Origin of the sequence: Campylobacter geochelonis (assembly GCF_013201685.1) — a bacterium.
GTDB classification, from domain to species: Bacteria; Campylobacterota; Campylobacteria; order Campylobacterales; family Campylobacteraceae; genus Campylobacter_B; species Campylobacter_B geochelonis.
On the sequence record NZ_CP053844.1, the window covers coordinates 771,506 to 790,206 of the forward strand.

Sequence of the window (18,701 nt, forward strand, 5' to 3'; positions counted from 1 at the left end):
AAATTTATCTATCTCTTAAGCTAAGCTCTTCTATAAGTTTCACATAGCTTTCATAATTTGTTTTCTTAAGATATCTCATAAGTTTTTTTCTTCTACTAACTAGTTTTAGTAGACCAAGACGAGATGAAAAATCTTTTGGGTTTGCTTGTAAGTGGCTTGTAAGCTCTTTTATCCTAGTTGTTAAAAGGGCGATTTGAACCTCTGGTGAACCTGTGTCGTTCTCTTTTTTAGCGAATTTCGCAACAATCTCTGCTTTTTGAGCCGAATCTAAAGCCATGATGACCTCCTGACTGGTAATTGAATTTTCCGAACGATTATTATACTAAAAAAACCTCAAAGTTAGCTAAATTTAGGCAAAAGGATAAAAAACATCTCTTTTAGGATAAATTTAAACTTATTAATAGCTAAAACTGACTAAAATAGTCTAAAATTTTAAGGAGCAAAGATGCTTTTTACTAAAGCTAGCGAATATGCGCTTTTATCACTTATGTTTATAGCACAAAAAGATAAGCCTCAAGATGTTGATACGATTTCAAATGAGCTTAACATTTCAAAAAGTTTTTTAGCAAAAATATTGCAACATATGGCACGAGAGGGAATCTTATGCTCATATAAAGGGGCAAATGGTGGTTTTCATCTGGCAAAAAAACCAAATGAAATAAATTTAAAAGATATTATCGAAGGCGCTGAAAAACGCCCAACAGCTGTATTTGAATGTTCAAATTCAAGAGATGACTGTCCAAGTGAAAAGGGTGAGTTTTGTAAAATTTGGAGTATGTTTAACGTGCTTCAGGTAAAAGTTGATGAATTTTTAGAGACTATAACTTTAGGCGATATTATTTCTCAAAAGAGCTTAAAATGAGGATTTTTCACCTTTCGCATACTGATTTGGATGGCTATGGAGCACAGTTTGTAAGTAAATTTTATCTTGATAATATACTCTTTTTTAACTCAAATTATGGCAAAGAAATTGATGATAAATTTGAACAAATTCTATCCTTAGTCCAGCCAAAAGACTTAGTTTTGATAACAGATCTAAATTTAACACTCCAACAATGCGAAGCTTACGAGATGAAACTTAAAGAAAAAGATGTCAAAATCATACTCTTAGATCATCATCAAAGTGGCTTAGAATGCGCTAAAAAGTATGCTTGGTACTTTCTTGATAACTCAAGGTGTGCTACGAGTATAACTCATGATTTTTTAGCTGAAATTTATGGAAAAGATGAAAAGCTTCATAAATTTTCAAAAGTTGTAAATGCAGTTGATATCTGGCTAAATGATGAGAGTGAATTTGAGCTTGGAAAGGTCTGTTTGGGGCTTGTATCAAATGCAAAAGAGATAAATAAAATTATGTTTGATGAAAAAAGCAGAGAGTTTATATTTTATATCTTAGAAAAATCACAAGAATTTTTTGACAAGCAAAACGCCCATATAGCGCTAGATAATGCAACTCACTTTATAAAAAAAGAGTTTTTCAAAAAAGAGAAAGATGACACGCTAAGCAATCTCATATCAACTTTCATCGTTGATATGCTAAGCCAAAATAGAGCTAAATTTGAGATAGGGTATGAGGACAAAAAGGGCATTTTAACTTACAACATCGGCAACACTTCTGTTATCGGAAATGACTTTTTAGTAGCAAATCCAGATATGGACTTTTTTATCGATGTAACTTCAAGAAAAACGCTTAGCTTTCGTGCTAATGGAAATGCAAATGTTAGCCTAATGGCAAAAAATTTAGTTGGTGGTGGTGGGCATGTAAATGCAAGCGGTGGCCTGTATAATGGCTTTAAAGATGGATATAGATATGAAGTTATCAAGGCTCAAATTGTTGATTTGATAGCTAAAAAAACGCAAGAAAAGGAGATGAAAGATGAAAGATGAAGAATTTGATGTAGAAGAGTTGGCCTATGAGGTGAGTGTTTTGCTTGAGGGGATGCTTTATTTTGCTGGAGTTAAGAAACAAAATTTGCAAAAAGCAGCTGAACTTTATGTAGAAGTTATCGATGATGTGCTAGAAAATAGCGACGCAACAGGCGTTGATGAAACCATAGAAGTGGTTGCATATCTAAAGAAAAATCACGCGGAGTTGTTTAAATAGGCATTTTGGCTTTAAAAATATTTTAAGCAAGATGTTTGCAACACGGTTACTTTCAGCTTTTTTTAACAGACCCATCAAAATTAGCCAATAATTTTAGATGGGTTTATTTTTGAATTTCGCAATTTTATAATATATTTTATATATTTATTTTTCTCTGTATTTTTATAATATTTTATAAATTCATCCTAAGATATACGACTAAAATAATATAGCTTGAAAGAGACTGCGCGCGTTTGTTGATTTGTACTTAAAAAAAGTTTTATTATGGTTTAATTTTTAGCTATGGATTATGCTTTAAAATAAAACAAAATATTTTAAGGCTTGACTAAGAAAAAATTTATATATAGATATAAATAACTATTTTATATAAATAAAATGAGTGTTTATTGTTTACTGTGGTTGGATTTTAAAATATTTAAGTCAAAACTTATAAAAAAGTTGTTTAGAGTTTAAAATGGGTTGAATAAATTTAATATAAAGTAAAATTTGACTCAAATCAAAGAATCAAAGAATCAAAGAATCAAAGAATCAAAGAAAAATATCAGCTTTTAAGACAATAAACCAAAAAATTTTCAATCTTATAAAACATCTATTTTTGAAAAACTAGTGACAAAGACAAAATAACTGCTACCAAAATCAGGCTGATTTATTTTTAAACTATGCATTTTTGGTGGTTTACTAAATTTATTAGATTGTAAATTTAGATAAATTTAGCAAACTTAGAATTAACGTTTTGCGGTTTATATCGCGAGACTTATTTTCAAAATATGCTACACAACAAAGCTAGATAAATAAAAACATAAAAAGCTAAACTACACCATCAACTTTTCAAGCTAAAATATATCTTTTATTTATCGTTAAAAGCCAAATTTAAGCTAAAAATTTGAAATTTTCATTCAAATTTTCAGTATAAAGTTAGTTTGACTAAGGCTATAAAAAACGTGGCTACGCAATTTCAAAAGTTTTTAAACCCAAGCAAATTTGCTTTGTTTAAACTTATATTTTTAAATTAATTTTACCTTTAAAACTCATTTATAAAATTAAACTAAGCTTTCATTTTTAATTCACAGAATCAAAATCATAAATTTATCAAGCCACGATATACAAAATAAAAATATTATCAATCAATAAATTTTATTAGATAGTATTTTTTAATGATTATTTAAGCAAGTAAGTTATATAATTCTCTCAAACAATAAAAATTATTGTTTATATTTTATAAGAAGGAAAACAATGTCACAACTAACAACAACTTCAGGCAACCCAATTGCCGATAACCAAAACAGCATAACAGCAGGCGCAAGAGGCCCTGTGCTTTTACAAGATTATCAACTTCTTGAAAAACTAGCTCATCAAAACAGAGAGAGAATTCCAGAGCGTGCAGTTCATGCCAAAGGAAGCGCGGCGTATGGCGAACTTGAAATCACACACGATATTTCAAAATACACAAAAGCATCAGTTCTTCAAAAAGGTGAAAAAACAAGACTAATCCTTCGCTTTTCAACAGTTGCAGGCGAAGCTGGAGCTGCAGATGCAGAGCGCGATGTTCGTGGGTTTGCGATTAAATTTTACACAAAAGAAGGCAACTGGGACTTAGTTGGAAACAACACACCAGTATTTTTCGTAAAAGATGCGTATAAATTTCCAGATTTTATCCACACTCAAAAAAGAGATCCAAGAAGTCATCTTAGATCAAGCGACGCGGCGTGGGACTTTTGGACGTTAAACCCTGAAACACTTCACCAAGTTACGATTTTGATGAGCGATCGTGGTCTTCCTGCAAGTTACCGCCATATGCACGGATTTGGAAGCCATACTTATAGCTTAATCAACGCTAAAGGCGAGAGATTTTGGGTTAAATTTCACTTCAAAACCCGCCAAGGTATCAAAAACCTAACCAACAAAGAAGCAGCCGATATCGTAGCAAACGACAGAGAGAGCCACCAAAGAGATTTGTTTGAAAACATCGAAAAAGGCAACTTCCCAAAATGGGATTTTAAAATCCAAATCATGAGCGAAAAAGAGGCAAACGAGCTTAGCTTTAACCCATTTGATTTAACCAAAACCTGGTCTCACAAGGATTTTCCATTAATCGATGTTGGCGTTATGACACTAAATGAAAACCCTGAAAACTACTTTAACGAAGTAGAGCAAGCAGCATTTAGCCCGTCAAACATCGTGCCAGGAATTTCTTTCTCGCCTGATAAAATGCTTCAAGCAAGAATTTTTAGTTATCCAGACGCACAAAGATATCGTATCGGCACTCACTACGCACAACTTGGCGTAAATCGCCCTATAAACGAAGTAAATACCTACACAGTTGGCGGTGCGATGAATAATGGAATGTATAAAGTCGAGAGTAAAAAATACTACGAGCCAAACAGCTATGATGGTCCAAAAGAGGATAAAAAATATCTTGAGCCAGACTTGGCACTTGGCGATGTTGTAGCGGCTAGATTTGATCACAGACTTGATAGTGATGATTACTTTAGTCAGCCAAAAGCGCTATTTGACTTGATGAATGAAGCGCAAAAACAAGCACTTTTCTCAAACATCGCTGATAGCATGGATGGCGTAAGTGATATGGTAAAAGAGCGAGCTTTAAATCTTTTTGCAAAAATTTCACCTGAGTATGCAAGCGGCGTAAAAGACGCGTTAGCAAAAAGAGCGTAATCATGAGTATAGCAAGTCAAAACCATATAAAAGCCCAAAATCAAAATTTGCAAGAAAATGAGCCAAATAAAACTAACGATTTAGCAGATGATATAAGCAATGATGAGTTAAAACGTTACGAAGAGCTTTGTCGTATGGCGTTTGACTTTGCTAGAAATGATGAAGTAAGCGAACTTAGCGCGATGTTAGAGCATGGATTAAACGTGAATTTACAAAACCAAAAAGGCGATTCGCTTTTGATGCTTGCAACTTATAATGGTAGTTTTGAGTGTGCAAAACTGCTCGTAAAGTTTGGCGCTATGGTTGATCTTAAAAATGATCGTGGGCAAACTCCACTTGCTGGGGTTTGTTTTAAAGGAAATATGCAGATGGTAAAACTGCTTGTTGAAAGTGGCGCAAACATCGATGAAAACAACGGTTTAGGCGCTACACCATATACCTTTGCTGTGATGTTTGGTCACAAAGAGATAGCAAAATATCTGCTTGAAAATAGCAAGAAAAAAAGCTTGATGAAGCGAATTTCGGTTGGAATTTTATCGTTTTTTAGGCGAAAATAGCTTAAATTTGGAGTTAAATTTACTTAACTCCAAAACCATTTAAATTTAAAAACTTTCTAAAAACTGATAAATTTAGCGTGTAATTTTTGAAATTTATAATCAAATTTTTTAAAATAAAAGTTTTATTCTAATATAAAAGTAAAAATATAAAATTTGCGCACCGCCTTAGGGCAAAAAAAGTTAAACCATAAATTTTATAAAACTCAATGCAGCATATCTACCTAACAATCATTTTCTTTATAAACTAAATTTTAAAAACCTTACTCTAATCTATTTTAGCATGCATATCAGAAATCCGCGCCGTATCTTTTGCTTAAAAAAAAGTAATAAATACCATTAATCAGCAAGTTAAAAACTTGATTTACTAAGGCAAAAGTATTTTGCTTAGCGGTTTTAAAAACTGAATAAAGAGTTAAATAAAAAACGAAAAAGTGAAATAAAACAAAGATAAAAGCAAGAAAAGATGGCTAAATATCAAGCCATCTTTATCAATAAATTTAAGCTAAATTTGCCAACTCGCCTTGCAATATCCCACTCACGCTTCTATAAACAAGCCAGATAAAAATCACAACGCAAATCACAAACATAACAACAGCCAAAGCGGAAAACAACCATGTGTTTTGGCTAAGTGGTGAGCCAGCTAGTGCGACTGTTGCGTTAAAAAGAGCGGCTAATGGAAAGCTTACCGCCCACCAGCTTACACGAAACACACAGCATTTTGAAAGGTTTAAAAGCTGTCCGCTAACTGCCAAAAAGACAAAAATTCCTATAAAATACAAACCCAAGCTAAAGTTATCAACAGTTGGAAACTGGCTGTGATAAGCAAGAAAACCAACAGCAAAAGGCGCGATTAAGATCATTAAAGTCGGCATAAGCTTTTCAGGAAGTTTTTGAAAAAATATAATCCTAGAAAGAATCAGCGTAACCAAAGGCACAGCAAAAAACAGTCCAACGCTAAGTGCGGCGATGCTAAAGTAGTGGATTTCAACGCTATCTTTAAAAAGCCACGCAGCTAGCGGGATATCAAGCGTTCCAACAACTGGAACTATCCACGCTGGCGTATTATGCGCTACTTCGTGAGCATTCATAATCCAAGTACTTACCACATAAACCGCAAAACAAGCCATGCCAATCGCACCGATACTCCACACAATGCGCGCTAAAGTAAGCGAATAATCAGCTATTAAAAGTGGCAAAAGTAAAATCGCTATAAAAAATGTTCCAAAAAAACTCTTTGTTACTGGGTTTTTCCACTCTGCTTTTACATTTTCAAAAAACATAACCATTTTTGCGATATATGCCACACAAAGTGCGATAAATGAAACAAATGCAAGTACTTCAAGAAGCACACCAAGTCCCATAACAATGGATTTGAATCCATCATTTTCGATTACATGAGCATAATGTTTCATGCCCACGCTAAAACCACAAAGTCCCATCACGCTACCAAAAAGGCTGATAGGAAGAAATTTGATACTCTCTTTCATAATTATCCTTTAATAAATCTTGTAAATTTACATCAATGAATATAAAATTTAGATGAAAGCTAGAAAAATTTTAGAAAATTTTAGAAATTTATTGAAATTTATTTCTAATTTCTTATATTAAGTAATACCAAAGAATATTTGATGTATAAATAGTAATATTTTTTTACTAGGAGTGTTAAAGATGGCTAAAAAATTTAAAAGCGGATTGATTCTTAAAACAATAGCAGCATTGACTTTTTTTGTTGTGGGTGCAAATGCTCATTTTCAGATGCTTATACCATCAAATTCGGTTATAGAAGATGGCGCAAACAACAAAGAAATTTTAACATATAAATTCGCTCACCCGTTTGAAAATCATCTTATGAATATGGATAAACCAAACGAAGTTGGCGTTTTTGTTGATGGTAAAAAAGAGTTAATTAGCGATTTAAGCGCTAAAAAAGATGGAGAATTTAGCTATTATCAAGCGACATACCAAATTCAAAAACCTGGAATTTATCAGTTTTACATAGATCCAAAACCTTACTTTGAACCAGCTGAAGATGTTTTCATACGCCATATAACAAAAACCATAGTAGATGCTTACGGCGTTGGTGAAGGTTGGGAAAAACCAGTTGGACTAAAAGCTGAAATCGCTGCTTTAACTCGCCCATATGGGCTTTATGCGGGAAATATCTTTAGTGGCGTTGTATTATATAAAGGAAAACCATCCCCAAATACCATAGTGGAAGTCGAGCTTTATAACACAACTGGATTAAAAGCGCCTAGTGAGGCTTATGTAACACAACAAGTTATGACAAATAAAAATGGCGAGTTTTCGTTCGCGATGCCAAAAGCTGGTTGGTGGGGATTTGCTGCGTTAATAGAAGATGATGAAACGATACAAAAAGATGGCAAAAACTATCCTATAGAGCTTGGCGCTGTGCTTTGGGTCGAAGTTAAAAACTACTAAAGGCTTAAAATTGCATATTAGCGAAGGTGTTTTAAAACCAGAAATTCTAATCCCAGCCGCGGCGGTTTCAGCCGTTTGGCTTGGGTGGCTTTTTTATAAACTTGAGTTTGAAAAGATTCCAAAAATCGCTTGTATGAGCGCACTTTTTTTCATAGCTAGTTTTATACACGTCCCCATCGGCGTAACTTCAATCCACCTTGTTTTAAGCGGACTTATAGGTGCAATGCTTGGAGCAAATGCCGTTATAGCGATATTTGCAGCATTGTTTTTGCAAGGACTGCTTTTTGGTTATGGAGGCATTACGACTTTGGGTGTAAATTTGCTCGTTATGGCGCTTCCTGCACTTCTTGGGCGAGTATTTTTGCGACTTTCATTTATAAAATTTCAAAAACTTATGTGGTTTTTAGTAGGCTTTGTTCCTATTTTACTATCAAGCGTACTTTTAAGCTTGGTTTTAGCTCTAAATGGCGATGAGTTTTTAGCAGTAGCTTATCTTGCTTTTATGTCAAACTTGCCTTTAATGGCTATTGAGGGGCTTATCTCGCTGTTTGCCTTAACTTTTATCTATAAAACAAATCGGGATTTGTTAATATGAAAAAATTACTACTAGTTTTACTTCTTACAAATTTAGCTTTTGCTCACGCGCTTAAAGTATTTACCAAACAAGATGGCGAGTTTGTAAATTTAAGCGCGTATTTTAGCGCAAGTTCGCCATGTAAAGAGTGCGAAGTCAAAGTCAGCAAAAACGGCGTCGTATTTGAAAGCACTAAAACAGATGAAAACGGCGACGCACGCCTTAAAATCATGCAAAAAGAGTTTGAAATTTTAGTCATCGGCGGTTTAGGACATGAAAAAATCATAAATTTTAAAGCTTTAGGTGCAAGTTCTAACACCACAAATCAATCAAAACAAACCAAAACTTTTAATAACGAACAAAACCAAAGTCAAAAAGTCATGCATATAAAATTTAGTGAAGATAAAAACTACTATTTTAAACTTGTGTCTTCGGTTTTAGCGATATTTATAGCTTTTGGTTTGCTGTACTTTTTAAAGAGAAAAAAGTGAGCAAAGCATCGTTTTTTCTTATCTGCTTTGCTTTTTTCTCTTGCTTTGTGGCGTTTTTAAAAGTGCTAAATTTCACTCTTTTTTTGCCACTTATTTACATGGCTATTTTGCATTATGAGCTGCTTTTTAATGTGTTTAAAAAAGCGTTTTTTTTAAACATTTTTGCAGTTATTATAGCTTTAAGTGTTGCGATTTATGGGAGTTTAAGCGATGCTTTACTTATATTTTTACGATTTAATCTAATAGTTTGCTTTGGGCTTTTGCTCTTTTGTAAATTTGATATTTTTATCATCTCAAAAGCCATAGCTGATTTAAAATTTAGCGCTAAAATAAGCTCGCTTTTTTACTTTATAGCACGTTTTATTGATGGGCTTAAAAAGGATTTTGTAACTATAAAAAAAACTTTAAAAGCAAGAGGATTTATGCCAAAGACGTCGCTTTTTACATATAAAATTTATGCAAATTTAACTGGACTTTTGCTAATCAGCGCATTTTATAAGTCAAAACAACTAGAAAAAGCCCTTATCGCGCGTAGTTTTTCAGGTCAAATTTATACCATAGATAAAAAAAATGAACTTGGTTTTAAAGAGGCTGTGCTTGGAGTTTTGGTTGTTTTTAGCTTTATTTATACGATTTGGAGGATGAGTTGAGTTGTTCTTTAACGCTTAAAAGTCTAAGCGCAAAAAAAGGCGATAGAGTGCTTTTTCAAAATGTAAATTTATCTCTTGGACATAAAGAAAAGATAGCGATAATCGGCTCAAATGGGCGAGGGAAAACCACTCTTTTAGAGATTATGGCTGGATTAAGCACTCAATCAAGTGGCGAAATCGAGCTTTTTCACGAAAAAATCTCATCGCCAAAAGAGTATCAAAAATACCGCCACCTAGTCGGCTATCTTTTTCAAAACAGCGATGAGCAATTTATCATGCCAACAGTGCTAGAAGATGTTTCATTCTCGCTTTTAGCGCATGGTTTTAGCAGTGATGAGGCAAAAAAACGAGCTTTGTTTATGCTAGGCGAACTTGGTATCGCTCATCTTGAAAAACGCATAGTTTTCCATCTTTCAGGTGGGGAGAAAAAGCTAGTTGCCCTTGCTGGAGTTTTAGTATCACAACCGCAAATCATGTTACTTGATGAGCCAACTGCTGGGCTAGATCTTGATGTGCAGTTGCAACTTACTAGCATTTTAGAACGCGTTGATAAAAGCGTTGTTATCGTAAGTCACGATAAGACGTTTATAGAAAAAGTGGTTGATAAAATTTACTATCTTGATGAAAATGGTCTAAATTTAGCTTAAAGCAATATCTAAATTTGATTTATCAAATTCTTTTAAATTTAAGCTAAATTTGGCAAGTTATATAACAATACAAAAATAAAACATAAAAAAACTTTATTAAATTTCTGCTATCATTTTAATAAATTAAAATTTAAAAAATTTATAATTTTACTTCTTAAACAAAAGCTATTTTTAAAATTTAATTTATATTTACCCTGAAAAAATTTATAAAAATTAAAGTAAAATATCAAATATTTTAAAAAAAGGGGCGCATATGTCGCAAGATGTTGTGAAAGAGTCATTTATGAAGCGATTTGGTCTAGTAATCGCCATTATGATTATGCTTTTGGTTTGGTGTTTACCGACAAGTCCAGATTTGCCAGTTGCTGGGCAAAGAATGATAGGAATTTTGCTATTTGCTATCGTTGTTTGGATGAGTGAGTGTATTAGTTATCCTGTGAGTGCTTTTGTTATTTTAGCCCTTATCGCTTTTGGCGTTGGAGTTGCTCCAGATGTTGCAAAACCAGATGTTATGCTTGGCACTAGCAAGGGTCTATCTTTAGCGCTTTCTGGTTTTTCTACTACTGCTTGGGCTCTTGTTATGGCTGCACTTTTCTTATCGGCTGCTATGATGATAACTGGGCTTGATAAGCGAATCGCACTTTTTGTTATGTCAAAAATCGGCGTAAAATCAAAGCACATGGTTATAGGCGTTATCTTGGTTGGTTGTGTTTTGAGCTTTTTTATCCCAAGCACAACAGCAAGGGTTTCGTGCGTTGTGCCTATTGTTATAGGTATTATTAGAGCTTTTGGCGTAAAACAAGGCTCGACTTTTGCGGCTATTATGATGATAGCAGTCGCTCAAGCTGATAGTTTGTGGAATGTCGGCGTAAAAACTGCAGCAGCGCAAAACATGGTCGCTGTAAATTTCATAAGAGATATTTTAGGAAAAGATATTAGTTGGTTGGAATGGTTTATAGCAGCAGCGCCTTTTGCTGCTATAATGAGCGTGATTTTATACTTTGTTGTGATTAAAATTCTACCTCCAGAAATCGAAGAAATTCCAGGCGGACAAGCTACGATTAAAAAAATGAACGATGAGATGGGCAAAATCACTTGGCCAGAAATACGCTTGATGGTTATCTCATGTCTTCTTTTGGCGTTTTGGATGAGCGAGAAAAAACTTCACCCATTTGATACCTCATCTGTAACAATTGCAGGAATTGCTTTGATGTTTTTACCAAAAATCGGCGTTATGAACTGGAAAGACTCAGTTAGTAAAATCAACTGGGGCACGATAATTCTCTTTGGCGTTGGTATAAGTCTTGGAACTGCACTTTTACGCACAAAAGCAGCCACTTGGATGGCTGAGCATTTTGCTGATTTTTTAGGGCTAAATTCTATGACTGCATTAACCATACTTGCTGTTTTGTCGTTTTTCCTTATCATTATCCACTTAGGTTTTGCCTCAGCAACCGCACTATCAGCAGCTATGATACCTATCGTTATATCCGTGCTTCAAAGCGTTGAAACTCCAGATATTAACGTGCTTGGACTTACGATGATACTTCAATACGTTATCTGCTTTGGCTTTATCTTGCCTGTAAATGCACCACAAAATATGATAGCGTATGGAACTGGATATTTTAGCGTTAAACAGTTTGTTATAACTGGTGTGCCACTTGCTGTTATTGGCTATTTGCTTATCATGCTATTTGGCGCAACTTACTGGAAATGGCTTGGTTACGTTTAGTTTTAAAATTTAAACAAAAAAATAAAAATAGATGGTAAAACTCTTACCATCTATGCTAAATTTTACTCTAATAATCAAATTATAATACATAAAAATATAATAATTAAATTTCATAATAAAACAAAACGCATTTAAAAGCAAAATTATAATCAAACTAATAATGCACCCCATAAATCGGCTTAAAAATAGAAAATCAATCAAAAATTTATTAAAAATCGAAAGAATTAATTTAGATATTATTTAATATTTTTTTTACAATCAAGATGTTAAATATATCAAAGCTTAAGTTTTATAAAAGAAAATTTAATGTAGCATAACGAAAATTTTAAATCATTTAAGGAGAAAAAATGGAATTTTTAGGTCTTATTTTAGCCTTTATAGCGGTATTTTTAGTATATAAAATACCTAAAAAGGAAAACCTTGCTTTTGGTATTTTTGTCATAGCATGGATTTTAGCAATCATAATGTATATGGGCGATACTAGTAGCTTGTTGCCTAATATGAATCTTTAAAGGATAAAAAATGCAAAAAACAAAAACATTTTATCTTTTACTTTCATTGGCTGCTATCGGTATCATCGCACTTCCAGTAGGTATTGCTAACATATTTTTTGGATATGTTTTTGGCGATTCGCCTTGCACGCTTTGTTGGGGACAACGCCAAAGTATGATTTTTATAGCTATAAGCGTTTTGTTTATCTTGCGATACGGTCTTAAATTTCGCTACATCGCGATGCTTTTAATCATCACAGGATTTGGCTTATGGGAGTCATTTTACCACTTAGGAAGCCACGCGCTTGAAGATGTCGGACAAGGCTTTGGACTTGCGATTTTAGGGCTTCATACGCAGTTTTGGGCTGAAGTTGTTTTCTGGGCTGTTGTGATGATACTTGGCATTATATTTTTCTTTGCACCAAGTGTTAATGACTTTGTTAAAGATATGAATAACGAAAAAATTAGAAAACTCACTACAGCAAACATCGTGGCATTTTGGGTATTTTTCATAGTCGTTGCTTCAAATATCGTTCAAGCCTTTGTTTCAACTGGTCCACCACCATTTTTAGGGCAAGGAGATCCAGTTCGTTATAGTTGGAATTCAAAATATACTGTTTGGAGCACCGAGACGTGGGGTGGCTTATGGAAAAACCAAAGCATTATGGGAAAACGCGATGTAAACGAGCCAGACTTAGCAAGCAAGCCAACTAAAGACATTCAATTTAGTAGTGATTATAAAAGCTCGCCACTTGTTATAGATAAAGTGCTAAATTTAGTAGGTAAAAATGAGCTAAATCTATCTTTAAACGCACCGATTAGCGATATGAGCTTTCAAAATGATAAAATGCTAATCACAACCGAAAAACAAGGCTTTTATATAGCTAACAAAGAGCTATCAAGCATTGGTTCAAATTTAGTTCTTGATCCTTACTTTTCTGCAACTATCGGCTCTCTTGTAGGCGCAAACTACATAGATAAAGATACAATCAGACTTATGGGAGATAACAAAACAAGTGCCGATGTAAAAGAAAACCCAAAAGCCGATAGCGTGGCAAACTTTAGGTTTTTCACTCAAGGAGCTGATAAATTTGATGAAGTAAATGGCAGAAACCGCCTAAAAACATCAAGAGCTAAAAACTACTATATCTTAAGTATGCGAAGCGATGGAAAATACAGCTATGCATTTAGCGTGCCAAATAACAAGTATAAAAAGCTGATTTTAATCGAGCAACTAAACAAAGATGGTGAAGTTACAGCAGAGTATACTCCAGAGCTAGCTTTAAATGTTAGTTTAAAAGATGGACGCGCTTTAGGCGAGCTTTACATCACAGGAAGCTTTGTAAAAGATGGTTTACTTTATGCGGTCAGTAAAAACTTCAACACCATTATCGCACTAGATCCAAAAACTAGAGAGATAAAAGATGTTTTTGGAATTCCAAAAGAGGTTAAAAACATACGAGCTATGGCTTTAGTAGAGGATAAAATCCTAATCTCAAGCTTTGAAAATGGCAAAAACACCATATATACACTAAGCTTTTAAACTAAATTTGGCGAATTTTTTCGCCAAATTTAACTATTTTTATAAAAATGTCAGTTTATACGCCCTAAATTTAGCCTTAAAAACTACAAATTTATAAATCTTTATCTAAATTTAACTTGCGTAATTTAGCCTTTAGAGTTTAAAAAACTCCTTTTCATGCCTTTTAAAACAAAGTAAAGTGCTACCAAAGCAAGCAGCAAAACCGCTATCATACGCAAATTTTCTATTGGCTCGAAATTTGAAATATATGAAAACGATTCTGGCATTTCAAAAGTTGTTAGTAAATTTGATAAAAAGTGCGTTATCATCGCTGGATAAATCGAGCGCGAAACTAAGCTCATATAGGCAAACACAGCGCCCATAAAAAATGTATAGAAAAACTGCTCGATATTTAGATGAAACAGCGCAAACAAAAAGCCATTTAGCGCCACTATAGCAAGTGTGCTTTTCATAACCTGTTTTTGATAGCTTAAAATCGCCCCACGAAAGAGTATCTCTTCGCAAATCGCTGGCATAAGTGCGATATTTAGCACTCCTATCCAAAATGGCTCTAACTCATCGCTTGATAAAGAAGTGCTAAAAACCATCGCCGTAAGCTCTGATAGATAGTAATTTACTGGCTGAATAAGGATAAAAACTACAAAAGCAAACAAAATCATACTAAATTTAAACTCACACAAATCCAAAAACTGCGCCGGACTTGTTTTGTCTTTTTTAAACTCATAAAATGCAAAGAGTAAAACAGGCAAAGCTATGGTTAAATACTGCTCTAAAAATACAAACGAATCATACTCAAAAAGCCAATCTGGCGTTATTTTATAAATAAAAGTCACTAAAACAAATAAAAAAATTACCTTAAACATCAAAATCCTATCATATAAATTTGGCGTAACTTTAGCCAAAATTTACTAAATGCAAGATTTAGGCGCTAAAAATTTAGATTAAATTTATTATAAGTTTGAGTGTATTTTTTAAGTTCGTTATCAAATTTAGTTCGCAAACTTTGTGGACTTATCACCACCATATCAGGAAAAAACCTACGAAGCAGCATAAGCGCCATGTCATCGCTTGTTATCATATAACTGATTTTACTCCAGCCGTTTTCACACTCACCGATGATTTTTTGTGAGCGAAAAAAGCGTTTTTGTTTGAAGTATTTAACCATGTTTGGTGATACGGCGACAATACATTCATAGGGCAAGTTTTTATATCCATCGAAAAATGTTTCGCTATTTTTAACAAAATTTTCCGTATAGTCATCTATGTAAAAAGAGCTTTTTTTAATAACTATTTTGCTTACAAAACAAAGTCTAAGCACCATATATCCGTTGTTTTCATGGCTTTGTGAAAGCGTGGCTAGCTGCCAATTGCCTTTAGAGTATATGATTTTTAAAATTTTCACATTTTTAAGCAAAACTTCATCATATATTAAATCGCAATACCTCTTAAATTTAATTGCCTTTTGTATCATCCCAAATATCTTTAAATTTGGGCTTTGTTCGTGTGGGCTACCCTTGATTAAAAAGACTTCTGCAAGCTCTTTTCGCAACTTTTCATCAACTTTTTTATGAGTTTTAGGCATAAATTTAGCAAAGCCTGGGTTTATGATATGAAGCATATCTATAAGTTTTTCGCTCTCATTTTGTTTTTCATTTGGCATAACAAAACGTTTAAAAAGCTCACGATTTTTGCAAATATACGAACCTTGCGAGATACAAAAAATCGCCTCATCGCCAAAATACTCACGCAAATCTTGCAAATACCTTCTAATAGTTCTTTGGCTTAAACCGCTTTTTAACGCGTAGTTTTTGACAACAACTTCGCTTCCAGAGGTTAGTTCTTTTAAGAGTTCTAAAATTTCAAAAACTTTTTTATTTCCCATGACTTTGCCTTAAAATTTAGTTATTTTACCACAACCCAAGCACTTTCCACCATATGCCACCAACGACAATCCAAATAGCTAAATTTATCAAAGTTAAGATAAATCCAAACCTCCACCACTCGTTTTGCGTGTTGTAATTTGCCCCAAAAATTATAGGCGCTGGTGCTCCGCCATAGTGAGTTACTGGCATCATTAAATTTGATGCATAAGCAAAGACAAGTGCTACAAACATCACTGGCGCTCCGGCTGCAATCGCTACTGCACCAAAGGTCGCATACATCGCGGTTATATGGGCTGTTAAGCTAGCAAAAAAGTAATGAGTAAAAACATAAATCAAAATCAAAATTCCCATAACAACACTCCAACTAAGCCCACTCATCATCGAGCTAATCCACTGTGCAAACCAAGAAACAAAGCCAAGTTTTGATAAGCCTCCAGCCAAAGTTATAAGTGAACCCATCCAGATAAGTGTATCCCAAGCACCTTTTTCTTTAGTAAAATCTTCCCATTTTAGAACGCCAAAAACAAGCATAACGCAAACTGCTATCATACCAACGGTCGTTGCATTAATCCCTGTTAAGCTTCCGCTAGCCCATAAAACCAAAGCTCCAACAAACACACATATCATAACTATCTCATCAAATTTAAGTGCGCCTAAATTTGCCAACTCTTTTTTAGCTATCTCTTTGCCTTGTGGATATGACTTGATATCTGGTGGATAAATTTTATATAGTATAAAAGGAATAACCAAAAGCGAAAAAATAGCTGGAACTATCGCACCAACTGCCCACAAGCTCCACGAAATCTCAGCGCCAAAGGTTGCAAGTGCAAGAGAAGCGATGAGTGGATTTCCAGCCATAGATGTTAAAAACATACCATTTGTTATGGCATTTCCTTGCCAAAGCGTTTGCATAAAAAACGCTCCAGCCCTTTTTCTACTCTCTCCTGGCTCTGAACCAAGCGCGCTTGATAAAGCCTTTACTATAGGAAAGAGTATTCCACCAGCTCTTGCACCACTACTAGGCATTGCTGGAGATATAATCGCATCGCTTATGACAATGCTATATCCAAGTTTTAGCGTGCTATCGCCTAATAAACTTATGATTTTATAAGCTATGCGTCTTCCAAGCCCTGTTTTTATAAATCCACGAGCTATCATAAACGCACAAACTATCAGCCAAATCGTCGTGCTTGCATATCCATTAAGCGCCTCTACTGGCTTCATTACACCAGTTAAGATAGTCACTGTTACGCCTAAAAATGCAACTGCACCTATAGGAAGTGGCTGTAAAATAAGACCTAAAATAGTCGCCAACACAATAGCAAAAAGTTGCCATGCTTGTGATGATATAGCGCTAGGATGAGGTAAAAACCACACTGCAATACACACTGCTATGACAAAAGTTGATTTTATAAATTTTTTCATCATTTACCTTTCTTTGGCATATAAACTAAATTTCAGTGTTATTCCATATAAAAATTTAACTAAATTTAGCCACATTTTTAGCATTTAAGCTAAAATAGACTTGCTATCTGCTACAACTCTATCAACAAACTCAGCACTTAATCCGATGTATTTTTCTGGCTGCATAATCTCTTCAAGCTGCACTCTTGTAAAGTGCTTTGCCACTTCTTCTTGCTCTAGTAAATCATCGATAACTGGCTTGCCATCGTTAAATGCTTTCATACATACTTTATAAACTATCTCATGAGCACATAAGCGACCAAGTTTTTCACCAAGATGAAGCATAACTGCCTCGCTTAACATAGCACCTTTTAACTTGTCTAAATTCTCTTTCATATGTTTTGGATAGACGATTAGATTACTTAATACATCATTCATGCTTTCAAGTGCGTTTGCTAAGTGGATTGAAGCTTTTGGTATACAGTCCCATTCGACTAATTCACAACCCCAATCACGTTCATTTTCACAACCCATAACTTCAACAGCAAGTGGAGCTTGGGCGCGAACTATGCGAGTTTGAGCTATGATACCTTCGCAAACTTGTGGGTTTCTTTTATGTGGCATAGTTGAGCTTCCAACCTTACCCATAAAAAATGGCTCTTCCACTTCACAAATTTCAGTTCTTTGCAAGCTTAAAATCTCTCTTGCAATCCTGCCTAAAGTCCCTGCAATTAGCGCTAGGACACTTACATACTCAGCAATATGATCTCTGCTTGGATGCCATGAAATCACAGGTTGATTAAGCTCTAAATCTTCCATCATCAAGCGTTGCATTTCAAGTCCTTTGCCCTCTTGTGAAGCAAGTGTGCCAACAGCACCACTTAGTTGTCCTACAAAAAGACGTGGTTTTATCTCTTCTAGTCTATCTAGACTACGGCGAATTTCTTGCGCCCACATAGCAGTTTTAAAGCCAAATGTAATCGGTAAAGCGTGTATAACATGCGTTCTTCCTGCCATGACTGTATTTTTGTATTTTTTTGAAATTTCAATGCACTCTTTGTAACTTTTTCTTAGAAGCTTTGAGATAAGTGCATGTGCTTCGCGGATTTGAAGTATCATTCCATTATCCATAATATCTTGACTTGTTGCACCCCAATGAACAAACTCGCCACTATCATCATTAAAAACTTTTTTGAAAACCTTAAGAAGTGGAACTATTGTGATTGAACTTTTGTAACCCTCACCAATTTCATCTAAATTTAAAAGCTTGGCTTTAGCGAATTTTGTGATTTTATCAGCTCTTTCTTGAGTGATGATGCCTAATTTTGCTTGAGCTCTAGCAAGAGCTGCTTCTGTGTCTAGCCACTTTTGCGTTCTGTTTTCATCGCTAAAAATCCTATTCATCTCTTTATTTGAAAAAAGTACGCCAAAAACTCTACTATCTATGGTGCTTGAAGCCATTTTGTTCTCCTTAAAATAATTTGTGATGAAATTTTAGCTTTGTGTGCGGACG

19 protein-coding genes are annotated in these 18,701 nt (G+C 34.3%); 13 read left to right on the top strand and 6 right to left on the bottom strand.

The features are described from left to right. Positions 1–4: 4 nt before the first annotated feature. Positions 5–277, bottom strand: coding sequence for a 30S ribosomal protein S15 (rpsO, locus tag CGEO_RS03595; protein ID WP_075493368.1), 273 nt, complete (start codon positions 275–277; stop codon positions 5–7). A gap of 168 nt (positions 278–445) precedes the next feature. On the opposite strand from rpsO, the gene CGEO_RS03600 reads away from it, so the two are divergent. The 5 genes from CGEO_RS03600 (at position 446) to CGEO_RS03620 (ending at position 5,334) form a co-directional block, all read left to right on the top strand. Continuing rightward, on the top strand, positions 446–862 hold the full coding sequence (locus tag CGEO_RS03600) for an RrF2 family transcriptional regulator (protein ID WP_075531564.1): 417 nt from the start codon (positions 446–448) through the stop codon (positions 860–862). Continuing rightward, positions 859–1,887, top strand: a complete 1,029-nt coding sequence (locus CGEO_RS03605) for a DHH family phosphoesterase (protein ID WP_075540111.1) — start codon at positions 859–861, stop codon at positions 1,885–1,887. Before CGEO_RS03600 ends, CGEO_RS03605 begins: the two co-directional genes overlap by 4 nt. After that, the gene (locus CGEO_RS03610; protein ID WP_075493365.1) at positions 1,877–2,104 is read left to right on the top strand and encodes a hypothetical protein; all 228 of its coding nucleotides are present in this window, start codon (positions 1,877–1,879) and stop codon (positions 2,102–2,104) included. The genes CGEO_RS03605 and CGEO_RS03610 overlap by 11 nt, the downstream gene beginning before the upstream one ends. 1,233 nt (positions 2,105–3,337) lie before the next feature. After that, positions 3,338–4,777, top strand: a complete 1,440-nt coding sequence (locus CGEO_RS03615) for a catalase (RefSeq protein ID WP_075493364.1) — start codon at positions 3,338–3,340, stop codon at positions 4,775–4,777. A gap of 134 nt (positions 4,778–4,911) precedes the next feature. Further along, on the top strand, positions 4,912–5,334 hold the full coding sequence (locus tag CGEO_RS03620; RefSeq protein ID WP_075531579.1) for an ankyrin repeat domain-containing protein: 423 nt from the start codon (positions 4,912–4,914) through the stop codon (positions 5,332–5,334). A 497-nt stretch (positions 5,335–5,831) separates the two neighbouring features. Here CGEO_RS03620 and CGEO_RS03625 read toward each other — a convergent pair whose 3' ends face one another. After that, positions 5,832–6,821, bottom strand: coding sequence for an SLAC1 anion channel family protein (locus CGEO_RS03625; protein ID WP_075493363.1), 990 nt, complete (start codon positions 6,819–6,821; stop codon positions 5,832–5,834). Between the two features lie 181 nt (positions 6,822–7,002). Here CGEO_RS03625 and CGEO_RS03630 point away from each other — a divergent pair, with 181 nt between their 5' ends. From CGEO_RS03630 to CGEO_RS03665, 8 genes are all read left to right on the top strand, one after another. Continuing rightward, complete coding sequence (locus tag CGEO_RS03630) at positions 7,003–7,773, top strand: DUF4198 domain-containing protein (protein ID WP_422851321.1); 771 nt, start codon at positions 7,003–7,005, stop codon at positions 7,771–7,773. Positions 7,774–7,783: 10 nt separating this feature from the next. Continuing rightward, positions 7,784–8,368, top strand: a complete 585-nt coding sequence (gene cbiM / locus CGEO_RS03635; protein ID WP_075493362.1) for a cobalt transporter CbiM — start codon at positions 7,784–7,786, stop codon at positions 8,366–8,368. Beyond that, on the top strand, positions 8,365–8,838 hold the full coding sequence (locus tag CGEO_RS03640) for a hypothetical protein (protein ID WP_075493361.1): 474 nt from the start codon (positions 8,365–8,367) through the stop codon (positions 8,836–8,838). The genes cbiM and CGEO_RS03640 overlap by 4 nt, the downstream gene beginning before the upstream one ends. After that, the gene (locus tag CGEO_RS03645) at positions 8,835–9,488 is read left to right on the top strand and encodes an energy-coupling factor transporter transmembrane component T family protein (protein ID WP_075493360.1); all 654 of its coding nucleotides are present in this window, start codon (positions 8,835–8,837) and stop codon (positions 9,486–9,488) included. The genes CGEO_RS03640 and CGEO_RS03645 overlap by 4 nt, the downstream gene beginning before the upstream one ends. Next, positions 9,485–10,135 (top strand): energy-coupling factor ABC transporter ATP-binding protein, encoded by a 651-nt coding sequence (locus tag CGEO_RS03650; RefSeq protein ID WP_075493359.1) that lies wholly within the window; start codon positions 9,485–9,487, stop codon positions 10,133–10,135. Before CGEO_RS03645 ends, CGEO_RS03650 begins: the two co-directional genes overlap by 4 nt. A 253-nt stretch (positions 10,136–10,388) precedes the next feature. Next, positions 10,389–11,867 carry a DASS family sodium-coupled anion symporter gene (locus CGEO_RS03655; RefSeq protein ID WP_075493358.1) on the top strand — a complete coding sequence of 493 codons (1,479 nt, stop codon included), beginning with the start codon at positions 10,389–10,391 and terminating at the stop codon, positions 11,865–11,867. 347 nt (positions 11,868–12,214) lie between these two features. Continuing rightward, a complete protein-coding gene (locus tag CGEO_RS03660) occupies positions 12,215–12,379 on the top strand; it encodes a hypothetical protein (protein WP_165589839.1) in 165 nt (54 codons plus the stop codon). Between the two features lie 10 nt (positions 12,380–12,389). Then, positions 12,390–13,901, top strand: a complete 1,512-nt coding sequence (locus CGEO_RS03665; protein ID WP_075540112.1) for a disulfide bond formation protein B — start codon at positions 12,390–12,392, stop codon at positions 13,899–13,901. A 125-nt stretch (positions 13,902–14,026) separates the two neighbouring features. Here the strand turns inward: CGEO_RS03665 and CGEO_RS03670 are convergent, their stop codons facing one another. The 4 genes from CGEO_RS03670 to purB all read right to left on the bottom strand — a co-directional run bounded on the left by CGEO_RS03670 (position 14,027) and on the right by purB (position 18,649). Next, positions 14,027–14,764 (bottom strand): type II CAAX endopeptidase family protein, encoded by a 738-nt coding sequence (locus tag CGEO_RS03670; protein ID WP_075540113.1) that lies wholly within the window; start codon positions 14,762–14,764, stop codon positions 14,027–14,029. Positions 14,765–14,829: 65 nt separating this feature from the next. Then, positions 14,830–15,783 (bottom strand): WYL domain-containing protein, encoded by a 954-nt coding sequence (locus tag CGEO_RS03675; protein WP_075493355.1) that lies wholly within the window; start codon positions 15,781–15,783, stop codon positions 14,830–14,832. Between the two features lie 25 nt (positions 15,784–15,808). Further along, positions 15,809–17,209 (bottom strand): anion permease, encoded by a 1,401-nt coding sequence (locus CGEO_RS03680; RefSeq protein ID WP_075540114.1) that lies wholly within the window; start codon positions 17,207–17,209, stop codon positions 15,809–15,811. A gap of 84 nt (positions 17,210–17,293) precedes the next feature. Then, positions 17,294–18,649 (bottom strand): adenylosuccinate lyase, encoded by a 1,356-nt coding sequence (gene purB, locus CGEO_RS03685; RefSeq protein WP_075540115.1) that lies wholly within the window; start codon positions 18,647–18,649, stop codon positions 17,294–17,296. Between the last annotated feature and the right edge of the window lie 52 nt (positions 18,650–18,701).

Coding starts and splice junctions, on each gene's coding strand:
- rpsO (WP_075493368.1), bottom strand. CDS start 277: ATGGCTTTAGATTCGGCTCAAAAAGCAGAGATTGTTGCGAAATTCGCT.
- CGEO_RS03600 (WP_075531564.1), top strand. CDS start 446: ATGCTTTTTACTAAAGCTAGCGAATATGCGCTTTTATCACTTATGTTT.
- CGEO_RS03605 (WP_075540111.1), top strand. CDS start 859: ATGAGGATTTTTCACCTTTCGCATACTGATTTGGATGGCTATGGAGCA.
- CGEO_RS03610 (WP_075493365.1), top strand. CDS start 1,877: ATGAAAGATGAAGAATTTGATGTAGAAGAGTTGGCCTATGAGGTGAGT.
- CGEO_RS03615 (WP_075493364.1), top strand. CDS start 3,338: ATGTCACAACTAACAACAACTTCAGGCAACCCAATTGCCGATAACCAA.
- CGEO_RS03620 (WP_075531579.1), top strand. CDS start 4,912: ATGGCGTTTGACTTTGCTAGAAATGATGAAGTAAGCGAACTTAGCGCG.
- CGEO_RS03625 (WP_075493363.1), bottom strand. CDS start 6,821: ATGAAAGAGAGTATCAAATTTCTTCCTATCAGCCTTTTTGGTAGCGTG.
- CGEO_RS03630 (WP_422851321.1), top strand. CDS start 7,003: ATGGCTAAAAAATTTAAAAGCGGATTGATTCTTAAAACAATAGCAGCA.
- CGEO_RS03640 (WP_075493361.1), top strand. CDS start 8,365: ATGAAAAAATTACTACTAGTTTTACTTCTTACAAATTTAGCTTTTGCT.
- CGEO_RS03655 (WP_075493358.1), top strand. CDS start 10,389: ATGTCGCAAGATGTTGTGAAAGAGTCATTTATGAAGCGATTTGGTCTA.
- CGEO_RS03660 (WP_165589839.1), top strand. CDS start 12,215: ATGGAATTTTTAGGTCTTATTTTAGCCTTTATAGCGGTATTTTTAGTA.
- CGEO_RS03665 (WP_075540112.1), top strand. CDS start 12,390: ATGCAAAAAACAAAAACATTTTATCTTTTACTTTCATTGGCTGCTATC.
- CGEO_RS03670 (WP_075540113.1), bottom strand. CDS start 14,764: ATGTTTAAGGTAATTTTTTTATTTGTTTTAGTGACTTTTATTTATAAA.
- CGEO_RS03675 (WP_075493355.1), bottom strand. CDS start 15,783: ATGGGAAATAAAAAAGTTTTTGAAATTTTAGAACTCTTAAAAGAACTA.
- CGEO_RS03680 (WP_075540114.1), bottom strand. CDS start 17,209: ATGAAAAAATTTATAAAATCAACTTTTGTCATAGCAGTGTGTATTGCA.
- purB (WP_075540115.1), bottom strand. CDS start 18,649: ATGGCTTCAAGCACCATAGATAGTAGAGTTTTTGGCGTACTTTTTTCA.